An 18,748-nucleotide genomic window follows, 5' to 3' on the forward strand; every position below is an offset into this window, starting at 1 on the left:
GTGTACGTACATTGTTTTTTATCACTGCAATATACTCCTTACTTACAAATGTAATAAAAACAATAGAGAAAAGGAAATAATGAACGAAAAAACTGAAATAAGGGATAATTATGGTTTCGCTCAAATTCACAGGAATGTGTCCTGATTGCTAACATATCTCTTGAATTACTGCATAATAGTGAAAAAAAGAAAGGTAATCTGTGATTGAATGCTTTTTGTGAATAAACGATTAGTAATGGGAAATTCAAGGATTTTGACTTGAACGCAGATGTCTATACGTGGAATATAGAATTTTAGCGAACCGGTGTATGACCGGAAGAGAAAAAACGCTTCGTTTTTTTTATATAAACTTTCAGAGATACGCTTCTCTCTGAAAGTTTATATTTATTACATATTATTTCCATCTCTTCAACTGTGGAAAGAACTCTTTCATCGTTTTACGTGCTTCTTCCACCGTGTATTTCACTTCCGAGTCTTTATTGAACTCATCCAGATAATTCAGGTTGAGTTCGATCATTTCGTCCATTGTACACTCTTTTGTGAAATGTCCGTCCGCATAGCAATAGTGGCAATAATCCTGATTCTTGCTACCGTCTGCTTCTTTTCCAAAAGTTGAGTCGTCTATCGGCATACCGCAACTTTGACAAATTTTTTGTTCCATCTTTTTGTTAGATTATAAATTTATGTTACAGGACAAATATAGGTAGAATTGTTGGAATAGGAGTTGTCCGATCTTGCTAATTACCTGTTCATTTCCTGGCTTGTTCACTTTTGGGGTTAATTTGTTTTCACCGGCAGGCGTTTCCACATCCAGCGGGGAATCATTTTCCAGAAAAACACCAGAATCCGGTAGCGCCAGTCGATTACTGCCACCCGTTGTTTCCGCTTCAGCGACCAGGAGATATGACGGCCCACTTTGGCGGCGTCCATCAGCAGTGGATAATGCGTTCCGTCATTCAGTAAATCGGTGGCAACAAATCCGGGACGAATATCGGTAAAACGGATATGTAGTTTTTGCAGGTATGACAGTTGTTCGAGCGCATCTATATAAGTGTTTTGAAAACGTTTGGTGGCAGAATAGGCAGGAGCAACTCCGAGGCCTTTCGTTCCGGCAATGGAACTGATAACGGCCAGGTGTCCGCCTCCGTTTTTCTTGAAGTACATGAAAGCGGTATCCACCATCCGGATAAAGCCTTCTACATTGGTACGTGCTGTATTCAGTTCTACTTCCATATTCATGTCCATATTCTGGAAACCGATGCCGGAACTAAGAAGAAACAAATCCATGCCGCCTAGTTTGTCGATGAGCAGATTCAGCTTTTCGCTTGCGTCCTCTTGGGTTACGTCCAATGCTTGGATTTGAATTTGATCCGGTGCTGCCCGTTGCAAGTTTTCGAGAGAAGATTGCCGTCTGCCGGCTACTCCGATTTTCCAGCCTTCCAGTAACAGGCATTTTGCAACTTCCTGTCCGATACCGGAGGTGGCCCCTATGATAATGGCTTTTCTCATTACTGATTTTTTAGTAAGTTATAGGTTCAATAAATGTCGTATGGTTTGCCAGGGTGCATAGAACAGCATTCTCGGTCCGGAAAAACGCATTACCTGTCGCATTCGTTCGCGCAGGACGGGCTTGTAACAATGTACCGTGCACTCTTTGCATGCACCCTTTTTCTCTCCAAACGGACAACGGTCGAGACGGGCATGCGCATAGCGAAGCAACTCTTCACAGTCGGTACAAAGAATGTTGTTTTTTTCTTTTTTCCGACAATAGAGGCGGATCATTAACTCTACTGTTTTCTTTTCGTGTGCGATGCGTGATTCCTTCATCTCTTTCTTCTTTACACTTTGGATTGACAAAGATAGCGAAGATTATGCAGAAACACAGGCGTATTCTGTTAAAATGTACCTTCTTTCTTTTTCTATTGGTTTTTTGAAACATCTTTCGAAGAGCTTGTTGTTGACGGAAACAATCTGTATCTTTGCGGAATGAAAAAGTTATTGTGTCCGCAATGTAAGATTGCGGCTATGTATGTGAAGAATGAGCAGGGTGAAAGGCGACTGGTCTATGTGCTCGAAAATGGTGAAGTTGTTCCCAAGTATCCGGAAGATTCGATGGAGGGTTTCGACTTGACAGAAGTTTTCTGTCTGGGTTGTTCGTGGCATGGCTCACCTAAACGACTGATGAAATGATTAACAGTCTGGTGATTAGTGATTGACAGTTTAGTGATTAATGATTAACGTACTACGCAATATTGAATTGTAGCACATACGCCGCATGGCATTATCACTAAACCGTTAATCACAATTATTTGATTTATGTCAACTAAAAGAGGAATGGAAATCGAGAACAAGTTCGTTTGATTTTCCGTATCTTTGCGCCCGATTTTAGAACATAGACGTATGGCAACTTCTAAAGAAATGACGGCAGGGCCGGCATTACCTCTCATTTTAAAGTTTACACTGCCGCTTTTACTCGGCAATCTGTTGCAACAAACGTATTCGCTTGTTGATGCTGCAATTGTAGGAAAGTTTTTGGGAATTAACGCGTTAGCTTCTGTCGGGGCCAGCACGTCAGTGGTGTTTCTCATTCTCGGGTTCTGCAATGGATGTTGCGGAGGGTTCGGGATACCTGTTGCGCAGAAGTTTGGGGCGCGGGATTACAGTACGATGCGTAGTTATGTGGCCGTCAGTTTGAAACTGGCTGCGGGAATGTCTGTGGTGATTGCTCTTCTCACCAGTATTTTATGTGAGGATATTCTTCGGATCATGCGTACACCGGAGAATATATTTGAAGGGGCTTATGCTTATCTGCTTGTCACTTTCATCGGTGTGCCGTGTACGTTCTTCTATAATCTTCTTTCGAGCATTATCCGTGCGCTGGGAGACAGTAAGACGCCTTTTTGGTTTCTGTTGTTTGCGGCTGTTTTGAATATCATTCTCGACTTGTTCTGTATTCTGGTACTTGACTGGGGAGTGGCGGGAGCTGCTGTCGCTACTGTCTTTTCGCAAGGATTGTCGGCTGTTCTCTGCTACATTTATATGTATCGGAAGTTTGAAATATTGCAGGGCACTCCGAAAGAACGCCGGTTTCAGTCGAAACTGGCTAAGACGCTGCTCTATATCGGTGTGCCTATGGGATTGCAGTTTTCTATCACGGCTATCGGCAGCATTATGCTTCAGAGTGCGAATAATGCATTGGGAACGGCGTGTGTGGCAGCTTTTACGTCTGCTATGCGCATCAAGATGTTCTTTATCTGCACGTTCGAAAGTTTGGGCATTTCGATGGCTACATATAGCGGACAGAATTACGGAGCGGGTAAACCGGAACGTATTTGGTTGGGAATCAAGGCTAGTGCTCTGATGATGATTATTTATGCGGCATTCACGTTCCTTCTTCTGATGGTAGGGGCTAAATATTTCGCGCTGATCTTCGTAGACCCGTCGGAAACGGAAATTCTGCTGGATACGGAGTTGTTCCTGCATATCTCCTGTATGTTCTTCCCGATGCTTGGTTTGTTGTGCATCTTGCGTTATACTATTCAGGGAGTAGGCTTTACCAATCTTGCTATGTTCTCCGGAGTGGCGGAGATGATTGCGCGTATTCTTGTCAGTCTCTATGCCGTACCGGCATTCGGCTTTATTGCTGTCTGCTACGGTGATCCGATGGCTTGGATAGCAGCAGACTTATTCCTGGTGCCGGCCTTTATCTACGTTTATCGCAGGTTGAAGAAGCAGGTGTTTGTAAATTCGACTGTACAGCAGACTGTTGCATAATTATCTTTTCTCAGGCTAAGAATATTCCTTTGTTTGAATTTAGAAATCGGCCCCTTTCTGTATACGGAGAATGTCTCCGTATATGGGATGACGGAATTCTATATATTCGGCATGGAGGTATAGTCTGTCCGCTTTCTTTCCGTAGAGCTCGTCTCCAAGTATGGGGCATCCCAAGCCTTCCGGATGGGCGGCGTGTACTCTTAACTGATGTGTTCGTCCGGTCAATGGATAGAAGATTATCCGGGTGTGTTTTCTTGATTCATTGAAAGTGCTTCCTGATTCACTGATGATCCTATATTCTGTAATTGCCTCTTTTCCGTATTCTTTATTAACGATTTGTCGGGGACGGTCAAGGGGATTTAAACAGAGAGGGAGTTCGATCCTTCCTGTTCTTTCTGATAGTACTATTCCATCCAGCACAGCCACATAGCGTTTTTTGATACTTCTGTTTGCAAATTGTGCCTGTAAATCCTGATGTACCTCTTTTGTTTTGGCAACGAGCAATAATCCTGAAGTAGCCATATCGAGCCGGTGTACAATCATGGGTCCGGTAGCTTCGGGATATTTCTTCTTCAAACGATGATAGACTGAATCTCTGTCCTCCGCTTTTCCCGGAACGGACAACATTCCTGCCGGTTTATTGACTACCAGCAACCATTCGTCTTCAAACACGATTTCCAGTTCTTTATCTTCATGAACAGGATTCAGCAGTGGATTTTCGTCTACCTCCAATCCTTGCAACATGTGTTGCAGAATCGGTTCACACTTCCCTTTACAGGAAGGATAATAATATCCGTGATGCCGGATTTCATTTTTAGGAGAGTCGCCCCACCAGAATTCAGCCATAGCCAATGGCTTTAATTGATGAAGATACGCATATTGCAATAACTTGGGCAAAGCACATTCACCTGCACCGGCAGGGGGAACTTTCTGAACCGTTTGCTCGAAAATAGTATACAAGTCTTTCACCTCTCCTTGGGCGTTTAGCAGCCGGAACTGCTCGAATAACTTTCTTTGTAAAGCTGCCGAACGTTCTTTTCGTTCGGTTTTCAGTCGCTCTATTTCAATATCGAAGTGCCTGACTTCCGTTTCGAGCTCTTCCAATCGTTTTTTCCATTCCTTTTCCAGTCGTTTGTATTCCGCCTTTTGGTATTGGCTTTCCCGAATCAGGGAGGCTTGTTCTTCTTCGGAAATCTCGGGGGAAGACTGGCGACGAATCTCTCTCGCTTTCTTTGCCATTTTAAGCTCCGCTTTTGCTTGATTCAAAACAGCGTTAGCCTGTTCCGTTTCTATCTTCCATTTTTCTTTTGAATCGAGATAAGAACTACTGTTTTCCAATTCACGAATACGGATATTAATGGCAGAAATCTGTTCTTCTTCAATTTTGAAGAATCCCTCCGGTTGTAATAAGTCATAAACGGGAGGAACGAAATAAGGATGCAGATTCTTTCCGGCCAGATTGCCGGAGAAAGCTGCAAGATAACCAATCTGATTTTCTTCGTTTGGATTTTCTTCGTTGTTTGTTATTCCGTTGTCCGTTTGTACAATCAACACTCCAAACATCTTTCCGGAAGCCAATTCTTCTTGCCATTCTTTCCGGCTTGCGATATATTTTTTCACTTCTTCCGCAGCCAACACACACAATGGATGAGGTGTATAATGGAAAGGATAAGTGAATTTCTCTGGCAGCGCAAGGTGAGAAACGGGTTTCTTGAAAAAATGTATCATCGGTTTATATATGAATGAATGTGATTACCTTTGCAAAAGTAACGTAAATCCGCGAATTTTATTCTATATTTGTTTGAGAGTTTGAGTGAGATAACGTGGACGCTTGAATGAAATTGTATGGATAGGATGGAAGAAAAAACAAAATTTGCCTTTCTTGGCAACAGTCACATGGCATTTTGGGCACTGGATATCTATTTCCCCCAATGGGAATGTCTGAACTATGGTGCTCCCGGTGAAGGACTGGCCTATGTGGAGTCCTTTGCGGTAGACACTTCCGATTGTCAGGTCGTCGTTCAATTCGGAACCAATGATATTTATCAGTTGAACGATGAAAATATAGATGAATATGTAGAGCGTTATGTAAAAGCGGTTCTTGCCGTCCCTTCATTGAAAACATATCTTTTCTGTATTTTTCCGCGTAATGATTACGATGATTACAGTACGGCTGTGAATAAATTTATCCGGATTCTTAACCGGAAGATACATGAGAAATTGCAGGGAACAGATATTGTCTATCTGGACGTATTCGATCGTTTATTGCAGGATGGCAGGCTGAATCCGGAGTTGACTCTCGACGATTTGCATTTGAATGGTAAGGGCTATAGTATTCTGACAGAAGCACTGAAACAGGCTTCCGGTTTGTAAAGTATGCACAAATTCTTCATTCCTTGCTTTTATTTACGAATTTGGTGGCATATCGGTTTATTTTTCCTATTTTTGTCCCCAATTAAAAAATAAATAACCCCCATAAAAACGATAAGACTTATGGAACAAGTAATTATCAATTCGTACGAAGAATTCGAAAAACTAGTAGGCCAACAGATAGGTGTTTCCGATTATGTGGAACTCTCGCAGGAACGTATCAATCTTTTTGCTGATGCAACGCTGGATCATCAATGGATTCATGTAGATACGGAACGTGCTAAAGTAGACAGCCCTTATCATAGCACGATTGCTCACGGCTACCTGACATTATCCATGCTTCCTTATTTGTGGAATCAGATTATCCAGGTGAATAACCTGAAAATGATGATTAACTACGGTATGGACAAAATGAAATTCGGTCAGGCTGTATTGGCAGGACAGAGCATCCGTCTAGTGACTACTTTACACTCGCTGACTAATCTGCGTGGTGTGGCAAAAGCGGAAATCAAGTTTGCTATCGAAATAAAAGACCAACCGAAAAAGGCACTTGAAGGAATTGCTGTGTTCCTTTATTATTTCAATTAATAATAAGCTGAAAAGACACAGATTCTATCTATTTGTGATAGTGACGGTATCCGATAAGAATAGTGACGGTATATGACAACGATACCGTCACTATCGCAAGCAGATACCGTCACTATTTTTTTTTCTGCATCAATCTCTTCTATATCAGTCTTTTCTGTATTATTTTTCTCTACGTCAATCAGGGGCTGACGTTTACTTATCGTGACTACTAACAACAATTTTTATTTGGGTTATCAGTAAGCATAAATTTATGTATATTTCCGTTTACCCCTTTACTCCCATGAATCTGAACGGCTGTGCCGGTTTAAAGTCTTTGGTTGCATTTCCGTGATAGGTTTCGCCATTGGCGATAGATAATTTGAGTACCGGAGCTCCTTCTGACAAGTCGATTTCCCGGAGATTTACCCAGAATGTATTGGGAGTCAGGCTCGATTCGAAGAAATAGAGCAGATTCTTGCTGTCCGACACCGTTCTCCATTGTGTGGTGGAAATTTCCGGAAATTCGGGTGTAGAGATGCCATAAGGAACAGAAGTGTTTCGGATAACGCTGAATACGCTTGCTATGGCTATTCTCACATCATCTGTTTGGGGTAGGGCATTAATATAAAAACTGGCTCTTGCAAAACGGTCGGACGGACGGTTGGTTCCGGGCAGGAAACTCAATCCGCCTATTGATTTCCAGTACTCGTTTAGTGCCAGTTGCTTGTTGTAGGTTGGAGAGTTGGTCATCACTTTGTATTCCTTGCTGTGGTAGACAGTCAGCTTTCCGTCCGTATATTCGAATATCGCACAATCACTCGTTGCGTCGGAAACGGACAAGTGTAAGGTTGCCAGACGGGAGCCATCCGGCATCATATCCGATACTACTTGAAAAGTGTTCTCATCAATGAAAGCTACAGCCTCATCTACGGTGGCGAAGTTGTCCAGCATATATTGCACCCATGCAGTAATGGCAAGTCCCGGTTTACTTTGATCCCTGACCGGATATTTTGCTTCGGGCAACCATAATAGATTGGCAACCAATCCTTTTTCATTCATTCCGTCTGTGCTGGCAATCTCGAAAGCCGAAGTTACTACGCTGCCATACTTGGAAGTCCATTTCAAAGAGTTGGTTCCCGTTTCTCCATTTCTCTCCATACCTTTGGGAAACACCCAAAGATTACTGTGCATTTCTGTTTTCCAATCCATAGACCGGCCGGTTGCCACCATTCCATTCTTTCCCGAATAAACGACTCTTGTACACATAATTTAATTTCTAGTTAAAGGTTTATTATAAGCTGCTTTATGGGGAATAATCCGACGGATGCGAATTCCTTCCGCAAAAACATATTCTCAAAACAATAACGTTCCATTTATGTTTTACATAAGTACCAGATATTAATAAAGTATCAAAAACAGGGATTATGTCATTAAGCAATCAGTTTTTCTTAGCTTTCATAGCCTTTAGGGTATTTCTTCGTACAGAGCGGATGGCAGGAACCAGTAAGTCGGGTTCCATGATTTCCAGCATGGTACGTAATTCCTGTTGTAGTTCCGGGATGGAGCGCGTCAGTTGATAAGCCAGTTTCATGCAGAGAGATTGCACACCGGCTGGTTCTTCACGCGATATCATGCGTTCCATGCAGAAATCGAGGAAATCCACTCGTGGCGGGTCAGCGGCAGATTGCTGGCATATCAGGTTCAGGAGCATTCTCCGCTTTCCCGAATGTGGGCAGGTCATGGCGGCGTCAATCAACTCGTCCTGTCGCCGGCCCAACCATTCCACATCTGCTTTGGAGAAATGAGTACATACCCACAATGCCTGATAGGAAATAATGTGGTCTTCATCGAATATCAGCTGGTAGATTTCTTCTCTAAGACGCTCGTCGTCCTGTATGAAATGGAGTATTTCTCTGATATCTTCAATGTGTACACGTTCGGATAATCTGGCACGTAGGTTCATGTAGTTTTGTTTTTTGAGGGTTAATCTCTGTTACCGGTATTCGCTTCCGGCAGTTGTAAATGAAGAATGGGGAAAGGTTTACCCATGCTGTCCGTTTCATCTCTGCCGATAATCTGGAATCCTAGATGGAGATAGAACTGGAGTGCCTTTTCATTCTGCTCGTTGACGTCTATTTTATCCATCTGTTTTTTGTCTCTTGCGTATTCTATTAATCGTTTGCCATATCCTTTTCCCTGTTCGTCAGGGTGTACGAACAACATTTCGATCAGTTCGTCGCTTAGTCCCATGAAAGCGGCAATCTTTCCGTTGGCATTGCGGATAACAAAAAGTTCAACGACCGGTAGATAATGTTCCCGCATCAGTGGTTTGTAAAACTGGATATCTTCTTCCGTCAGGAAATCATGCGTGTGACGGACGGACGTTTCCCATACATGGAGGATTTCTTCATAATCTTCCGGAGTAGGTTGGGAGATGCCGGGGAGATAATAACACTGGTGGTCGTAGGTATTTCCGTTGTAAGTCAGTTCCGCTTGGTGGAGGGTTCCTTCATAGATGAAACCGTTCTTTTTCAGGACTTTCTGTGAACGTTTGTTGTGTGGATAGCAAGTGGCGGTGATGAGGCTTAGTTTCAATTCCTCAAAGCCATATTTGAGAACGCTTTGCACTGCTTCAGTCATATATCCTTTGCCCCAATAGGTCTCGTCGAGCCAGTAACCCAACATTCTTACTTGTGGGTTTTCCCGTTTGGGATCGGGGATGATTCCTACGGAACCGATCAGTTGTTGCGTATCTTTTAGTATCATCGCCCATATACCTTCCTGATTGATAAATGTGGAATGGAGTATATGGCGAGACTCTTCCAATGTCCGGTGGGGCGGCCATCCGGCATTGTTTCCCAAATTCGGGTTTTGGCAACAGGCGAAAAATGCTTCTGCATCTTTTTCTTCAAAAGGGCGGAGGAGCAAGCGTTCTGTGTCGAGTGTTACGGAGGGAATATTTTCAGTCTTGGTGTCCGTTCCTGCTCGATATACACATTCAATCCGATTTCCATCAGGATCGAGCACAACACTTTCAAAGTATCCGTCTCCCGAAGTACGCGGTTCACCGGCGATGGTATATCCTTCCGAACGCATCTGTTCGGTGAAACGTAATACTTCTTCTTGGCTGGGAAAGGTGAAAGCAAAGTGTGTCAGTCCAACTCTGTTTTCTTCAATGGGTGTGTCTTGTACGTCTGTACGACTCATGAGTTCCAAGTCAGTTCCCTCACCGAAAGAGACAAAATATGACTCAAATCCTTTCTTGGGATTGATGTATTTCTCATTGCTTTTTCCTCCGAAGAAACGGACATAAAATTCTTTTAATTCTTCCAGCCGGAAGGTCCAAATGGCAATATGATGTAGTTTCATATAAATGTTTTTTTAATTCCTATTACTTTTTACTTTGTTTCAATCCTAATTCGTACCGAACGTGATTTGTGTCGCTCTTAATGCTGTATTACGTATTTGTAAACGATGCGGGAAATATCAGCGATAATCTGACTGTTCGCCTGACTGTTTTCTTCAGAATCCTTCACGAAGACAGCTATGCTATAAATACGTCCATCGGGTAAAAGAACGAAACCAATGTCATTACAACCAATCTGCTGTCCTTTCGCATTAAGGTCTCCCGTTCCGGTTTTGTGACCTACGGTTACTTTTTTATCAAGCAACGGAGCAACCAAACGATCTTTCCCGGTTTGACATTCCACCATTGTCTGATATATAAAGTCTTTGTACGCTTTTGCAAACAAAGGTTTCTTGCGGAATATCTCCAATAATTCGGCAGCAGCTAACGGAGTGGTCCAGTTTTGATAACACAGATTCAAGTCTTCGTGCATCGCTGTTTCTGTTCCGACGATGACACATTCCTGAACTCCTAATGAATGGATATACCTATTCACAGCTTCCGGACCACCTTGATAGTTGAAAAGAATATCGCAAGCATTGTTATCGCTCTGCTGAAGTGTGTATCTTAACAGGTCGGCGATACTCATTTCAATTCCCCCTTGCGGATATTTATCTCGCAGCGGACTGTAAGTGTTCGGCTTTAAATCTGATTTTTTGATTGGCAACCGGGTGTCCAGTGATTGTTTTTTCTTTCCCATATAATCGGCCAATGCCAACGCCTGATGAAACTTGAATACGCTCATCAACGGGTAGTGAATGTCATTATTGACAGTTACCGTATCTTTTCCGTTAATGATAACGGCAATCCCTATTTCAGCTTTTTTATCTTTGATTGCCTGTTTCAACTGTGTTTCAAGTTTGTTTTGTTGGGCAAGCAGGAGGGTGGGCACTAAACAAAGAAGCACTATGAATGAACGCATAATCAATTTCCTCTTTTAACGGGTTACTAATTCTCTATTGAAGTCACATTCTCTATTGAAGTCACAAAGGTATAAATAGTAATTGCCTTTGCAAATTCTCATCCCAAAATAGTGATGTCGGATAAGAAATTCCTACTTTTGTGAATTAATCAATTAATGAGTAAGTGTTATGATAAGATGTCAGTCGGAATTATTTCAATCATCGGTAAAATTAGTAGATGGCTTGAAAATGAACACAAAAGAGGACTTAAAGCAGATGGCGAAAATTTTGCTTTTATCTGTTCCCACAAAACTACGTAAAGATGAATATGCGAAATTTTTAGCAGGAGCAGTTTTGGCTTGCCCGGATATGTGGCTTCCCCGATTGACACAGTATGAGCTGACTTTGCTTGATAAGTTGGTGAAAGCGGGAACTGATATGTATGTAGAAACGACCAATTCATTTATGGTGAGTACGTTGGAAATTCTGTCTTTCGTAGCGACGGATACTTGTCACTTGGAAGAAAGTAAAGTCCGCTATATGATTTGTGATGAATTGCGTGAAGCCGTAGCTCCTTATTTAAATAATTATTTGACTTCGGAAAAGCAAGCAATCCGTTTTATGGTAGAGCAGTATGCTTATGGAATCATAAATTTATATGGTTATCTGTCTTATTTCGATCTGTTAAGTATGCTAATTGATTATTTGCCAGATTCGGTGACAAGAAGTGAAATCACTGATAGCTTGACTAATTCGGCATTGATACAGCGGCTAACCTTTGAGGCAGTGGATGGTTGTAACTCTACTATTTGTATACAGTCTCCATTTTTGGACGATTTAGATGATTTGGAAGAAAAAATGTATGCTCGTCGTGAAATAACAAATAGGAAGAAGTTTTCTAAAGAAGAAGTCTTTGCCGCAGGAATGATGCCGTTAGTCGTTATTCCTAATCCATGTTGGGATGAATTGAAGGAGTATATGATGAAGAAACTGCGATATACGGAAGAAAAGGCGGATAGTAGTTTGGCATATTTGTGGTTTACTGCTCAAACGGAAGAAAATTCAATGTCTATTATTACTTCAATGATTAGCCACAAACTTTCTTCCATGCAGGAACTGCAAGAGGCTATTGAACTATTTATGGATTATGTGAATCATTGTCCCCGTTGGTTTCTGAAAGGCTATTCTTCAGAGGAGGCATTCGTTTTATTTCAAAAAGACAAATTGAAAAATAGTCCTCCCCGTATTGTTGCAGGTCCCAATATGGAAGCTGCCGGTATGGACATTACTCCGGAAATGCAGGCAAGGATAGACAATCTGTTTCGTGGCATGCCTTCCAAACACACGGTCGGAAGGAACGATCCTTGTCCCTGTGGAAGTGGGAAGAAGTATAAAAAGTGTTGTGGTAGAAATAATTAAGAAAAGGACGATTGCGGAAGAATATGTAACATAAATACAGAAGGAGATATGAACAAGAAGGTTATATAAAAGAGTAAAATATTCATTATGATTGCATTAGATAATTTTGAGAGCTGTGTGCCATATAGAATATTAGTGCGCGGAGAAGAGTATTATGAAACAGGGGCTGTTTCCGAATTGGAAGAAGATTCGCCCGGTGAATGGACTGCGACAGTAGAGGGTACGGAGAGTTATAGTGTAGAGATATCTATGGATGGAAAAGAAATAGAGTCTTGGTACTGTGACTGTCCGTATGATGGGGAGATTTGTAAACATGTAGTAGCCACCTTACTGGCAATTCGTGATAATGAGAAAAAGGTGAATCGCAGTGCCTTTTCCAAGATGAAAGTAGAGGTAGAGGAAGCCGTCGTTATAGATGAAACTGTGGACATACAACAATTGCTGTCATTCGTTAACCCACAAGAACTTTCACAATTTATAAATGAATATGCCACTATGCATCCTGAGTTTAAAACAGTCCTTTTGAATCGTTTTATGGCTAAAGAGTTGTCTGCAACATCAAAAGAAAAGGATTACAGAGTAGAGATTCAGAAAGTGTTTAATGACTCTTATTATAACAAAAAGCCTCGTTATCATAATCGTTATGATGATTTCGCCTGTGATTGGGAAACTGTTTTCAATCGGATGGACACTTTTTTGGAGAAAGCAGACTTCTTTTTGAATGTGGGAAACATAGATACTGCTATTGATATAGCTCTTCAAACTCTTCGTTCAATCGGTGAGAATTATGAGGATGAACTTTTGTATAATAATGATCTCTATCCTTATGATTATTGTGAGCAGGCAGGAGATTTGCTGATAAAAGTAATTGAGCACCCTAAGACCACCCAAAAGCAAAAGACAGCGATTCTTCAGGAACTAGGTCAGCTGGCTAAACTATCTACTTATCGTGATTATGACCTTTATGATATAGACGAATTGCTGATGCAAATAAATCTTTCCATTCAACCGGCAGAAAAAGCGTTGGAATTGATTGACAAACTCTTGGAAGAAAGAAAAGATACTTACGACTTATATCAAATCGTTCTTCGGAAAGTCAATCTGTTAACCGAACTGCATGAAGAGCAAAAAGCAGCTGATACGATTCGTCAATACCTTTATTTAACTGAAATTCGAGAAATGGAGGTGGATAAATTGATTGCCAGTTGTCAATATGATGAAGCTATCCGTTTGCTGAATGAAGGAATAGAGATTGCGGAAAAAGAAGAACATATCGGAACCATAGAGGAATGGTTGAAAACTAAATTGAGGATTTACGAGATGACTCATCGAACTTCCGATGTCATCGATACATGTCGTTTATTGTTTGTGTCAGGTGGGGATAAGTTAGAATATTATAGGAAACTTAAAACTCTTGTTCCGAAAGAAGAATGGAAGAGCTTTCTGGATGCAATGATGGAAGAGACTCATTTTAGTGAATATTTTTCTTTTGGCGCGAATGATGAGGCTGAAATTTATGTGAATGAAAGGGATAATGAGCATTTGTTCAAATTGCTATCATCAACCAGGTATCATCAACTGGAAGCATTGATGAAGTATTCTTATTATCTGAAAGACACTCATTCGGAGCAATTGATTGCTATATATACCTCTTTGTTGAATGATTACGCAGAACAAAATGTGGGGCGGACTCGTTATGAATTGATAGCACAAGCGTTGTTGTGTGCAAAGAAACTTAATGGGGGACAGGCGGCAGTGAAAACGTTGGTTGCAGAGTTCCGGATAAAATATAAACGTCGTCCGGCAATGATGGAAGTATTGGCGAGGTTTTAAAAATACTTTATTTAAGTTTTTCTGTATCTCTGTTGTTTGGAGATAGCAAAGTTCGTACCTTTGTAAGGTTATCAAATAAGCTTGATTATGAAAAAGTCTATAAAACGTTTACCTAAACGTACACAGGAAGAATTGACAGTCTTGCTGGATTTAGTGTGTAAAAACATCGAGAATTGTCAGATGGTTATCCTGTTCGGAAGTTATGCAAGGGGAAACTATGTTTTATGGGACAGTAATATCGAATTTGGTGTTCATACTTCCTGTCAGAGTGATTACGATATTCTTGTCGTCGTGACCGGACAGACTAAATATGTGGAAAGAAAATTGCACCGTATTACGAATCAATATCATGATTTGTTTGCTGGTCGTCGTCATGCTTTTCCACAATTTGTTGTAGAACATATTAATACCGTAAACCGTAATCTGGAAATCAGCCAATATTTCTTTATGGATATAGTAAGGGAGGGTGTTATGCTTTATAATAGTGGTAAACACGAATTGGCTAAACCACGGAAGTTGAGTTTTAAGGAGATTCGGGATATTGCGCAGAGTGAATTTGATAAACTGTTCCCTTATGCCTGTGACTTTTTAGGTAGTGTGAAGGAGTATTTTGTGCCTAAAGGACAATATAACTTATCTGCTTTCATGCTTCATCAAGCTTGTGAGAAACTTTATAATTGTATCCTGATGGTCTTTACGAACTATCGTCCGAAGAGTCATAAAATCAAAGAACTTGGTGGGATGGTAAAGCGTTTTTCTATGGAATTAACTACTGTCTTTCCTCAAAATACGGATACAGAGAAAGAATGTTTTGATTTATTATGCCGTTCTTACATAGAAGCTCGCTATAACAAAGATTTCAGTATCTCACAAGAACAACTAGAATACCTTATTTCCCGTGTAGATATTCTGAAAGATATTACTGAACGCTTGTGTAAGGAGAAGATTGCGGAATATGATACAATGACTGAATAATTGTTCCCTGTGAAATAAGTCGGTGTCACATTTATAACTTGAACTCAGAATTCAGCTCTCTATGAAATGAAAAACAAAATATATCTGTCATCTGTCACAGACTATAATCTAACTTGCAGAGTATAAGTACTTAATGTTGTGATAGCACAAGGTGACAGCAGTGTGATAGCAATAATGCTATCACCTAAAAAACAAAGATAAAATAAAGACGCTGCTCGAAAATAAATAGTATCAGCCATCAATGGATTAGTAGTTCAATTTATTATCCTCGTACTTATGAGTTGTGTCCTGCCTTGAAACCAACAGTTTCAAGGCGCGGAACTGTTGGTTCTGCGGTTTGAAACTTTAGTTTCATACGCTTGAAACTCTAGTTCTAATTGCTTGAAACCATTGGTTTCTTACCAATGAAACTATAGTTTCCCTTAGCTGGAACTGTAGTTTCAAGCAGGGAAAACTAATTTGCCCCGTAATTCGGCATTGGCAATCCCGTTTCTTTCGGTTAAAGAGATGCTTGATATATCAATAATTTTCTGTATTAAAAACTTGTTTTCTTTGCCGGTTTCGGATATTATGACTAATTTAGCAGTCTCAACGATCACAAAGACGCTGACAAAACAAATTATTATCAAATTAATGAAAATTACTCAATTTCGTAAGAACGAAGATACGATAGCGCTTAGCGTAATGGATCTAGATATATTGGTAAATAAGATAAAGACAGAAATAAAATCCCGTCCTGTTTCTACATTCAGAGAGCATCTGCGATATACCCTTTCCGATGAACGGTGTATGTTTGCCAATAAACTGCCCAAGATAATTCCTGCCGCTGAATTCCGTAAAGTAAACGGCCAGAAACAGATGAAAAACTACAACGGTATTGTAGAACTGACCATTGGCCCTTTATCCAATAAGTCGGAAATAGCTTTGGTGAAACAAAAAGCTTGCGAGCAGCCGCAAACCCGTTGTGTTTTCATGGGTTCAAGTGGAAAAACGGTGAAAATATGGACTACCTTCACCCGACCGGACAACTCCCTTCCCAAAACACGGGAAGAAGCGGAACTATTCCACGCCCACGCCTATCGACTGGCCGTGAAATGTTATCAGCCCCAAATCCCGTTTGATATACTTCCCAAAGAACCGACCCTGGAACAATATTCGCGCTTATCCTACGACCCGAACATCATATATCGTCCGGATTCAGTCCAATTTTATCTCTCTCAACCATCATCCATGCCCGAAGAAACCACTTTCCGTGAAGCGGTTCAGGCGGAGAAATCTCCATTGACCCGTGCCGTACCGGGATATGATGCGGAAAATGCCTTCCTGATGCTTTTCGAAGCCGCTTTTCGGAAAGCTTATGCCGATCTCCGGGAAGCGGGACTCGAATTGCGCAATGACACATGGCATCCTTTAGTTGTCCAACTGGCTAAAAACTGTTTTGCTTCGGGACTTCCGCAAGAAGAAGTTGTGAAACGTACCGTTTTCCACTTCTATATGTATAAACAAGAAGAGCTTATCCGGCAAATGATTGGCAATATATATACCGAGTGCAAAGGCTTCGGCAAGAATATCAGCCTAAGCAAAGAGCAGCAACTCGCCTTGCAGACTGAAGAATTCATGAAACGCCGCTATGAATTCCGCCATAATACCCAAATTGGCGAGGTAGAATATCGTGAAAGGCTTTCTTTCCGTTTCCGCTTCAATCCTCTCGACAAACGTGCGTTGAACAGCATTGCTTTGGATGCACAAATGGAAGGTATTCCGTTGTGGGACAGGGATATTAGTCGTTATATTTACTCCAATCGCGTCCCTGTATTCAACCCGTTGGAAGATTTTCTCTACCGGCTTCCCGCATGGGACGGTAAAGACCGTATTCGTGCATTGGCAGCCACCGTCCCTTGTAAGAATCCGTATTGGATGGATTTGTTCCACCGTTGGTTCCTCAATATGGTTTCTCATTGGAAAGGAAGCAATAAAAAGTATGCAAACAGTGTTTCGCCCTTACTTGTCGGACCGCAAGGAACACGTAAATCCACCTTTTGCCGGAGCATAATGCCGCCTTCTGAGCGTTCCTACTATACCGACAGTATTGATTTCTCCCGAAAGAAAGATGCCGAACTTTACCTTAATCGTTTTGCGCTTATCAATATCGATGAATTTGACCAGGTGAGTTCGACACAACAAGGCTTTCTGAAACATATTCTGCAAAAGCCTGTATTGAATGTGAAGAAACCTCATGGCAGTGCCGTGCTTGAAATGCGCCGTTATGCCTCATTCATAGCCACAAGTAATCAGAAAGACTTGTTGACCGACCCTTCCGGCAGCCGTCGTTTTATTTGCATCGAAGTGACCGGAGTGATTGATACCAACCGTCCGATAGACTATGAGCAGCTTTATGCACAAGCTATGTATGAACTGGAACATGGCGAACGTTACTGGTTCGATCAGGAGGAAGAAAAGATCATGGTGGAAAACAACCGTGAATTTGAACAAGTCCCGCCGGAAGAGCAACTTTTCTTCCGTTATTTCCGTGCCGCACAGCCTGAAGAAGGGGAGTGGCTGTCTCCAGCGGAGATTATGGAAGATATTCAAAAAGGCAGTTCAATCCCGATGTCTGTCAAGAGGGTTAATTCCTTCGGAAGAATACTGAAAAAGCAAGAAATACCTTCCAAACATACGCGTAGCGGTACTCTTTATCATGTCGTAAGACTAATAACCAGGTGACGGCAAAAATGCCATCACCCTGCCGTCACCTCTTGCTGTCACAGTCTTATCGGTTCATTACTAAACTATTAACTCCTAAACTGTGACAGATGACAGCAACTTACCAAATATATTCTTCTGTGTAACGTTGGTAAGTTGGTTCTTCTTTTATCCCTTTATTACGGAATAGTTGTCTGATGTAGGCTTGGTCTTTAGGCATAAGCCCCCGTTCTCCGCGATAGAATCGATAATATCCCGTTTTTCCATAGTGTCCGACCATTTGTATTCTGATACTGACCGCATCCTCATAGGGAATTCTGTTAAGCAACTGCTTAAGTCCCCATGCCACATGGACTTTTACTGTAGTTTTGAAACATTCGCACTGATTCCCATCTGCAGGATAACGTGCCGGATTAACGATGGAGATATAAAGGTAATCGGCTGTTTCACTTTGTGCAGCTACGTAGCGTAAGCATTTCAAGGCTTGTGGGCATTGGTCGTTGAAACAACGAGAGAAATTGTAGGGGACAGACGGGCTGTCGGATTCTTCTTTCATCTTGTAGGGTTTATTTTATTTGTGAAATACTGCTGTTAATACGTTAATATACGGGAAAATATTCTTCACAAAAGTAGGGCTTTATTTTGGGAATGGGAAGTGTTTGGACAAATATTATTGATATGCAAAGAATCTTTTATAGAGAAATTGTGTTGTGATGTATCAAAAAATCTCCATTTCTTTCTCATATCCTATATTTTTACCTATTTTTGCAATTTGCGATAATATAGCCTTGTCGAACGT

General features: G+C 41.3%; 17 protein-coding genes. 8 read left to right on the forward strand and 9 right to left on the reverse strand.

The features are described from left to right. Positions 1–394 precede the first annotated feature (394 nt). The 3 genes from GD631_RS11155 to GD631_RS11165 all read right to left on the reverse strand — a co-directional run bounded on the left by GD631_RS11155 (position 395) and on the right by GD631_RS11165 (position 1,827). Positions 395–661, reverse strand: coding sequence for a zinc ribbon domain-containing protein (locus GD631_RS11155; protein WP_004314772.1), 267 nt, complete (start codon positions 659–661; stop codon positions 395–397). Between the two features lie 116 nt (positions 662–777). Then, complete coding sequence (locus GD631_RS11160; protein ID WP_143258321.1) at positions 778–1,509, reverse strand: SDR family NAD(P)-dependent oxidoreductase; 732 nt, start codon at positions 1,507–1,509, stop codon at positions 778–780. Positions 1,510–1,527: 18 nt separating this feature from the next. Next, positions 1,528–1,827 (reverse strand): nitrous oxide-stimulated promoter family protein, encoded by a 300-nt coding sequence (locus GD631_RS11165; protein WP_143258326.1) that lies wholly within the window; start codon positions 1,825–1,827, stop codon positions 1,528–1,530. 159 nt (positions 1,828–1,986) lie between these two features. Here GD631_RS11165 and GD631_RS11170 point away from each other — a divergent pair, with 159 nt between their 5' ends. Both GD631_RS11170 and GD631_RS11175 read left to right on the forward strand, forming a co-directional pair. After that, positions 1,987–2,190, forward strand: a complete 204-nt coding sequence (locus GD631_RS11170) for a hypothetical protein (protein WP_143258334.1) — start codon at positions 1,987–1,989, stop codon at positions 2,188–2,190. Between the two features lie 210 nt (positions 2,191–2,400). Next, positions 2,401–3,774 carry an MATE family efflux transporter gene (locus GD631_RS11175; protein WP_143258335.1) on the forward strand — a complete coding sequence of 458 codons (1,374 nt, stop codon included), beginning with the start codon at positions 2,401–2,403 and terminating at the stop codon, positions 3,772–3,774. A gap of 39 nt (positions 3,775–3,813) precedes the next feature. Here GD631_RS11175 and GD631_RS11180 read toward each other — a convergent pair whose 3' ends face one another. Continuing rightward, entirely contained in the window at positions 3,814–5,502 is a 1,689-nt protein-coding gene (locus tag GD631_RS11180; RefSeq protein WP_143258336.1) for an RluA family pseudouridine synthase, read from the reverse strand. A 117-nt stretch (positions 5,503–5,619) separates the two neighbouring features. Between GD631_RS11180 and GD631_RS11185 the strand changes: the two genes are divergently transcribed. After that, entirely contained in the window at positions 5,620–6,147 is a 528-nt protein-coding gene (locus tag GD631_RS11185) for an SGNH/GDSL hydrolase family protein (RefSeq protein WP_143258337.1), read from the forward strand. A gap of 120 nt (positions 6,148–6,267) precedes the next feature. Further along, positions 6,268–6,732, forward strand: a complete 465-nt coding sequence (locus GD631_RS11190) for a MaoC family dehydratase (protein ID WP_143258338.1) — start codon at positions 6,268–6,270, stop codon at positions 6,730–6,732. Between the two features lie 264 nt (positions 6,733–6,996). Here GD631_RS11190 and GD631_RS11195 read toward each other — a convergent pair whose 3' ends face one another. The 4 genes from GD631_RS11195 to bla all read right to left on the reverse strand — a co-directional run bounded on the left by GD631_RS11195 (position 6,997) and on the right by bla (position 11,039). Next, positions 6,997–7,977, reverse strand: a complete 981-nt coding sequence (locus tag GD631_RS11195) for a linear amide C-N hydrolase (RefSeq protein ID WP_143258339.1) — start codon at positions 7,975–7,977, stop codon at positions 6,997–6,999. A 172-nt stretch (positions 7,978–8,149) separates the two neighbouring features. Then, the gene (locus GD631_RS11200) at positions 8,150–8,674 is read right to left on the reverse strand and encodes a HEAT-like fold family protein (RefSeq protein WP_143258340.1); all 525 of its coding nucleotides are present in this window, start codon (positions 8,672–8,674) and stop codon (positions 8,150–8,152) included. Positions 8,675–8,694: 20 nt separating this feature from the next. Then, complete coding sequence (locus tag GD631_RS11205) at positions 8,695–10,080, reverse strand: GNAT family N-acetyltransferase (protein ID WP_143258341.1); 1,386 nt, start codon at positions 10,078–10,080, stop codon at positions 8,695–8,697. A 77-nt stretch (positions 10,081–10,157) separates the two neighbouring features. Continuing rightward, the gene (gene bla / locus GD631_RS11210; RefSeq protein ID WP_143258342.1) at positions 10,158–11,039 is read right to left on the reverse strand and encodes a class A beta-lactamase, subclass A2; all 882 of its coding nucleotides are present in this window, start codon (positions 11,037–11,039) and stop codon (positions 10,158–10,160) included. A 169-nt stretch (positions 11,040–11,208) separates the two neighbouring features. On the opposite strand from bla, the gene GD631_RS11215 reads away from it, so the two are divergent. The 4 genes from GD631_RS11215 (at position 11,209) to GD631_RS11230 (ending at position 17,970) form a co-directional block, all read left to right on the forward strand. Then, positions 11,209–12,438, forward strand: coding sequence for a YecA family protein (locus GD631_RS11215; protein WP_143258343.1), 1,230 nt, complete (start codon positions 11,209–11,211; stop codon positions 12,436–12,438). A gap of 87 nt (positions 12,439–12,525) precedes the next feature. After that, complete coding sequence (locus GD631_RS11220) at positions 12,526–14,271, forward strand: SWIM zinc finger family protein (protein WP_143258344.1); 1,746 nt, start codon at positions 12,526–12,528, stop codon at positions 14,269–14,271. A gap of 87 nt (positions 14,272–14,358) precedes the next feature. After that, positions 14,359–15,246: a HEPN domain-containing protein gene (locus GD631_RS11225; protein ID WP_143258349.1), complete on the forward strand. Its 888-nt coding sequence runs from the start codon at positions 14,359–14,361 to the stop codon at positions 15,244–15,246. Between the two features lie 633 nt (positions 15,247–15,879). Beyond that, complete coding sequence (locus GD631_RS11230; protein WP_143258356.1) at positions 15,880–17,970, forward strand: BT4734/BF3469 family protein; 2,091 nt, start codon at positions 15,880–15,882, stop codon at positions 17,968–17,970. 100 nt (positions 17,971–18,070) lie between these two features. Here GD631_RS11230 and GD631_RS11235 read toward each other — a convergent pair whose 3' ends face one another. Then, complete coding sequence (locus GD631_RS11235) at positions 18,071–18,505, reverse strand: DUF6078 family protein (protein ID WP_143258371.1); 435 nt, start codon at positions 18,503–18,505, stop codon at positions 18,071–18,073. Positions 18,506–18,748 lie beyond the last annotated feature (243 nt).

The organism is Bacteroides luhongzhouii, assembly GCF_009193295.2.
Classification (GTDB): Bacteria; Bacteroidota; Bacteroidia; order Bacteroidales; family Bacteroidaceae; genus Bacteroides; species Bacteroides luhongzhouii.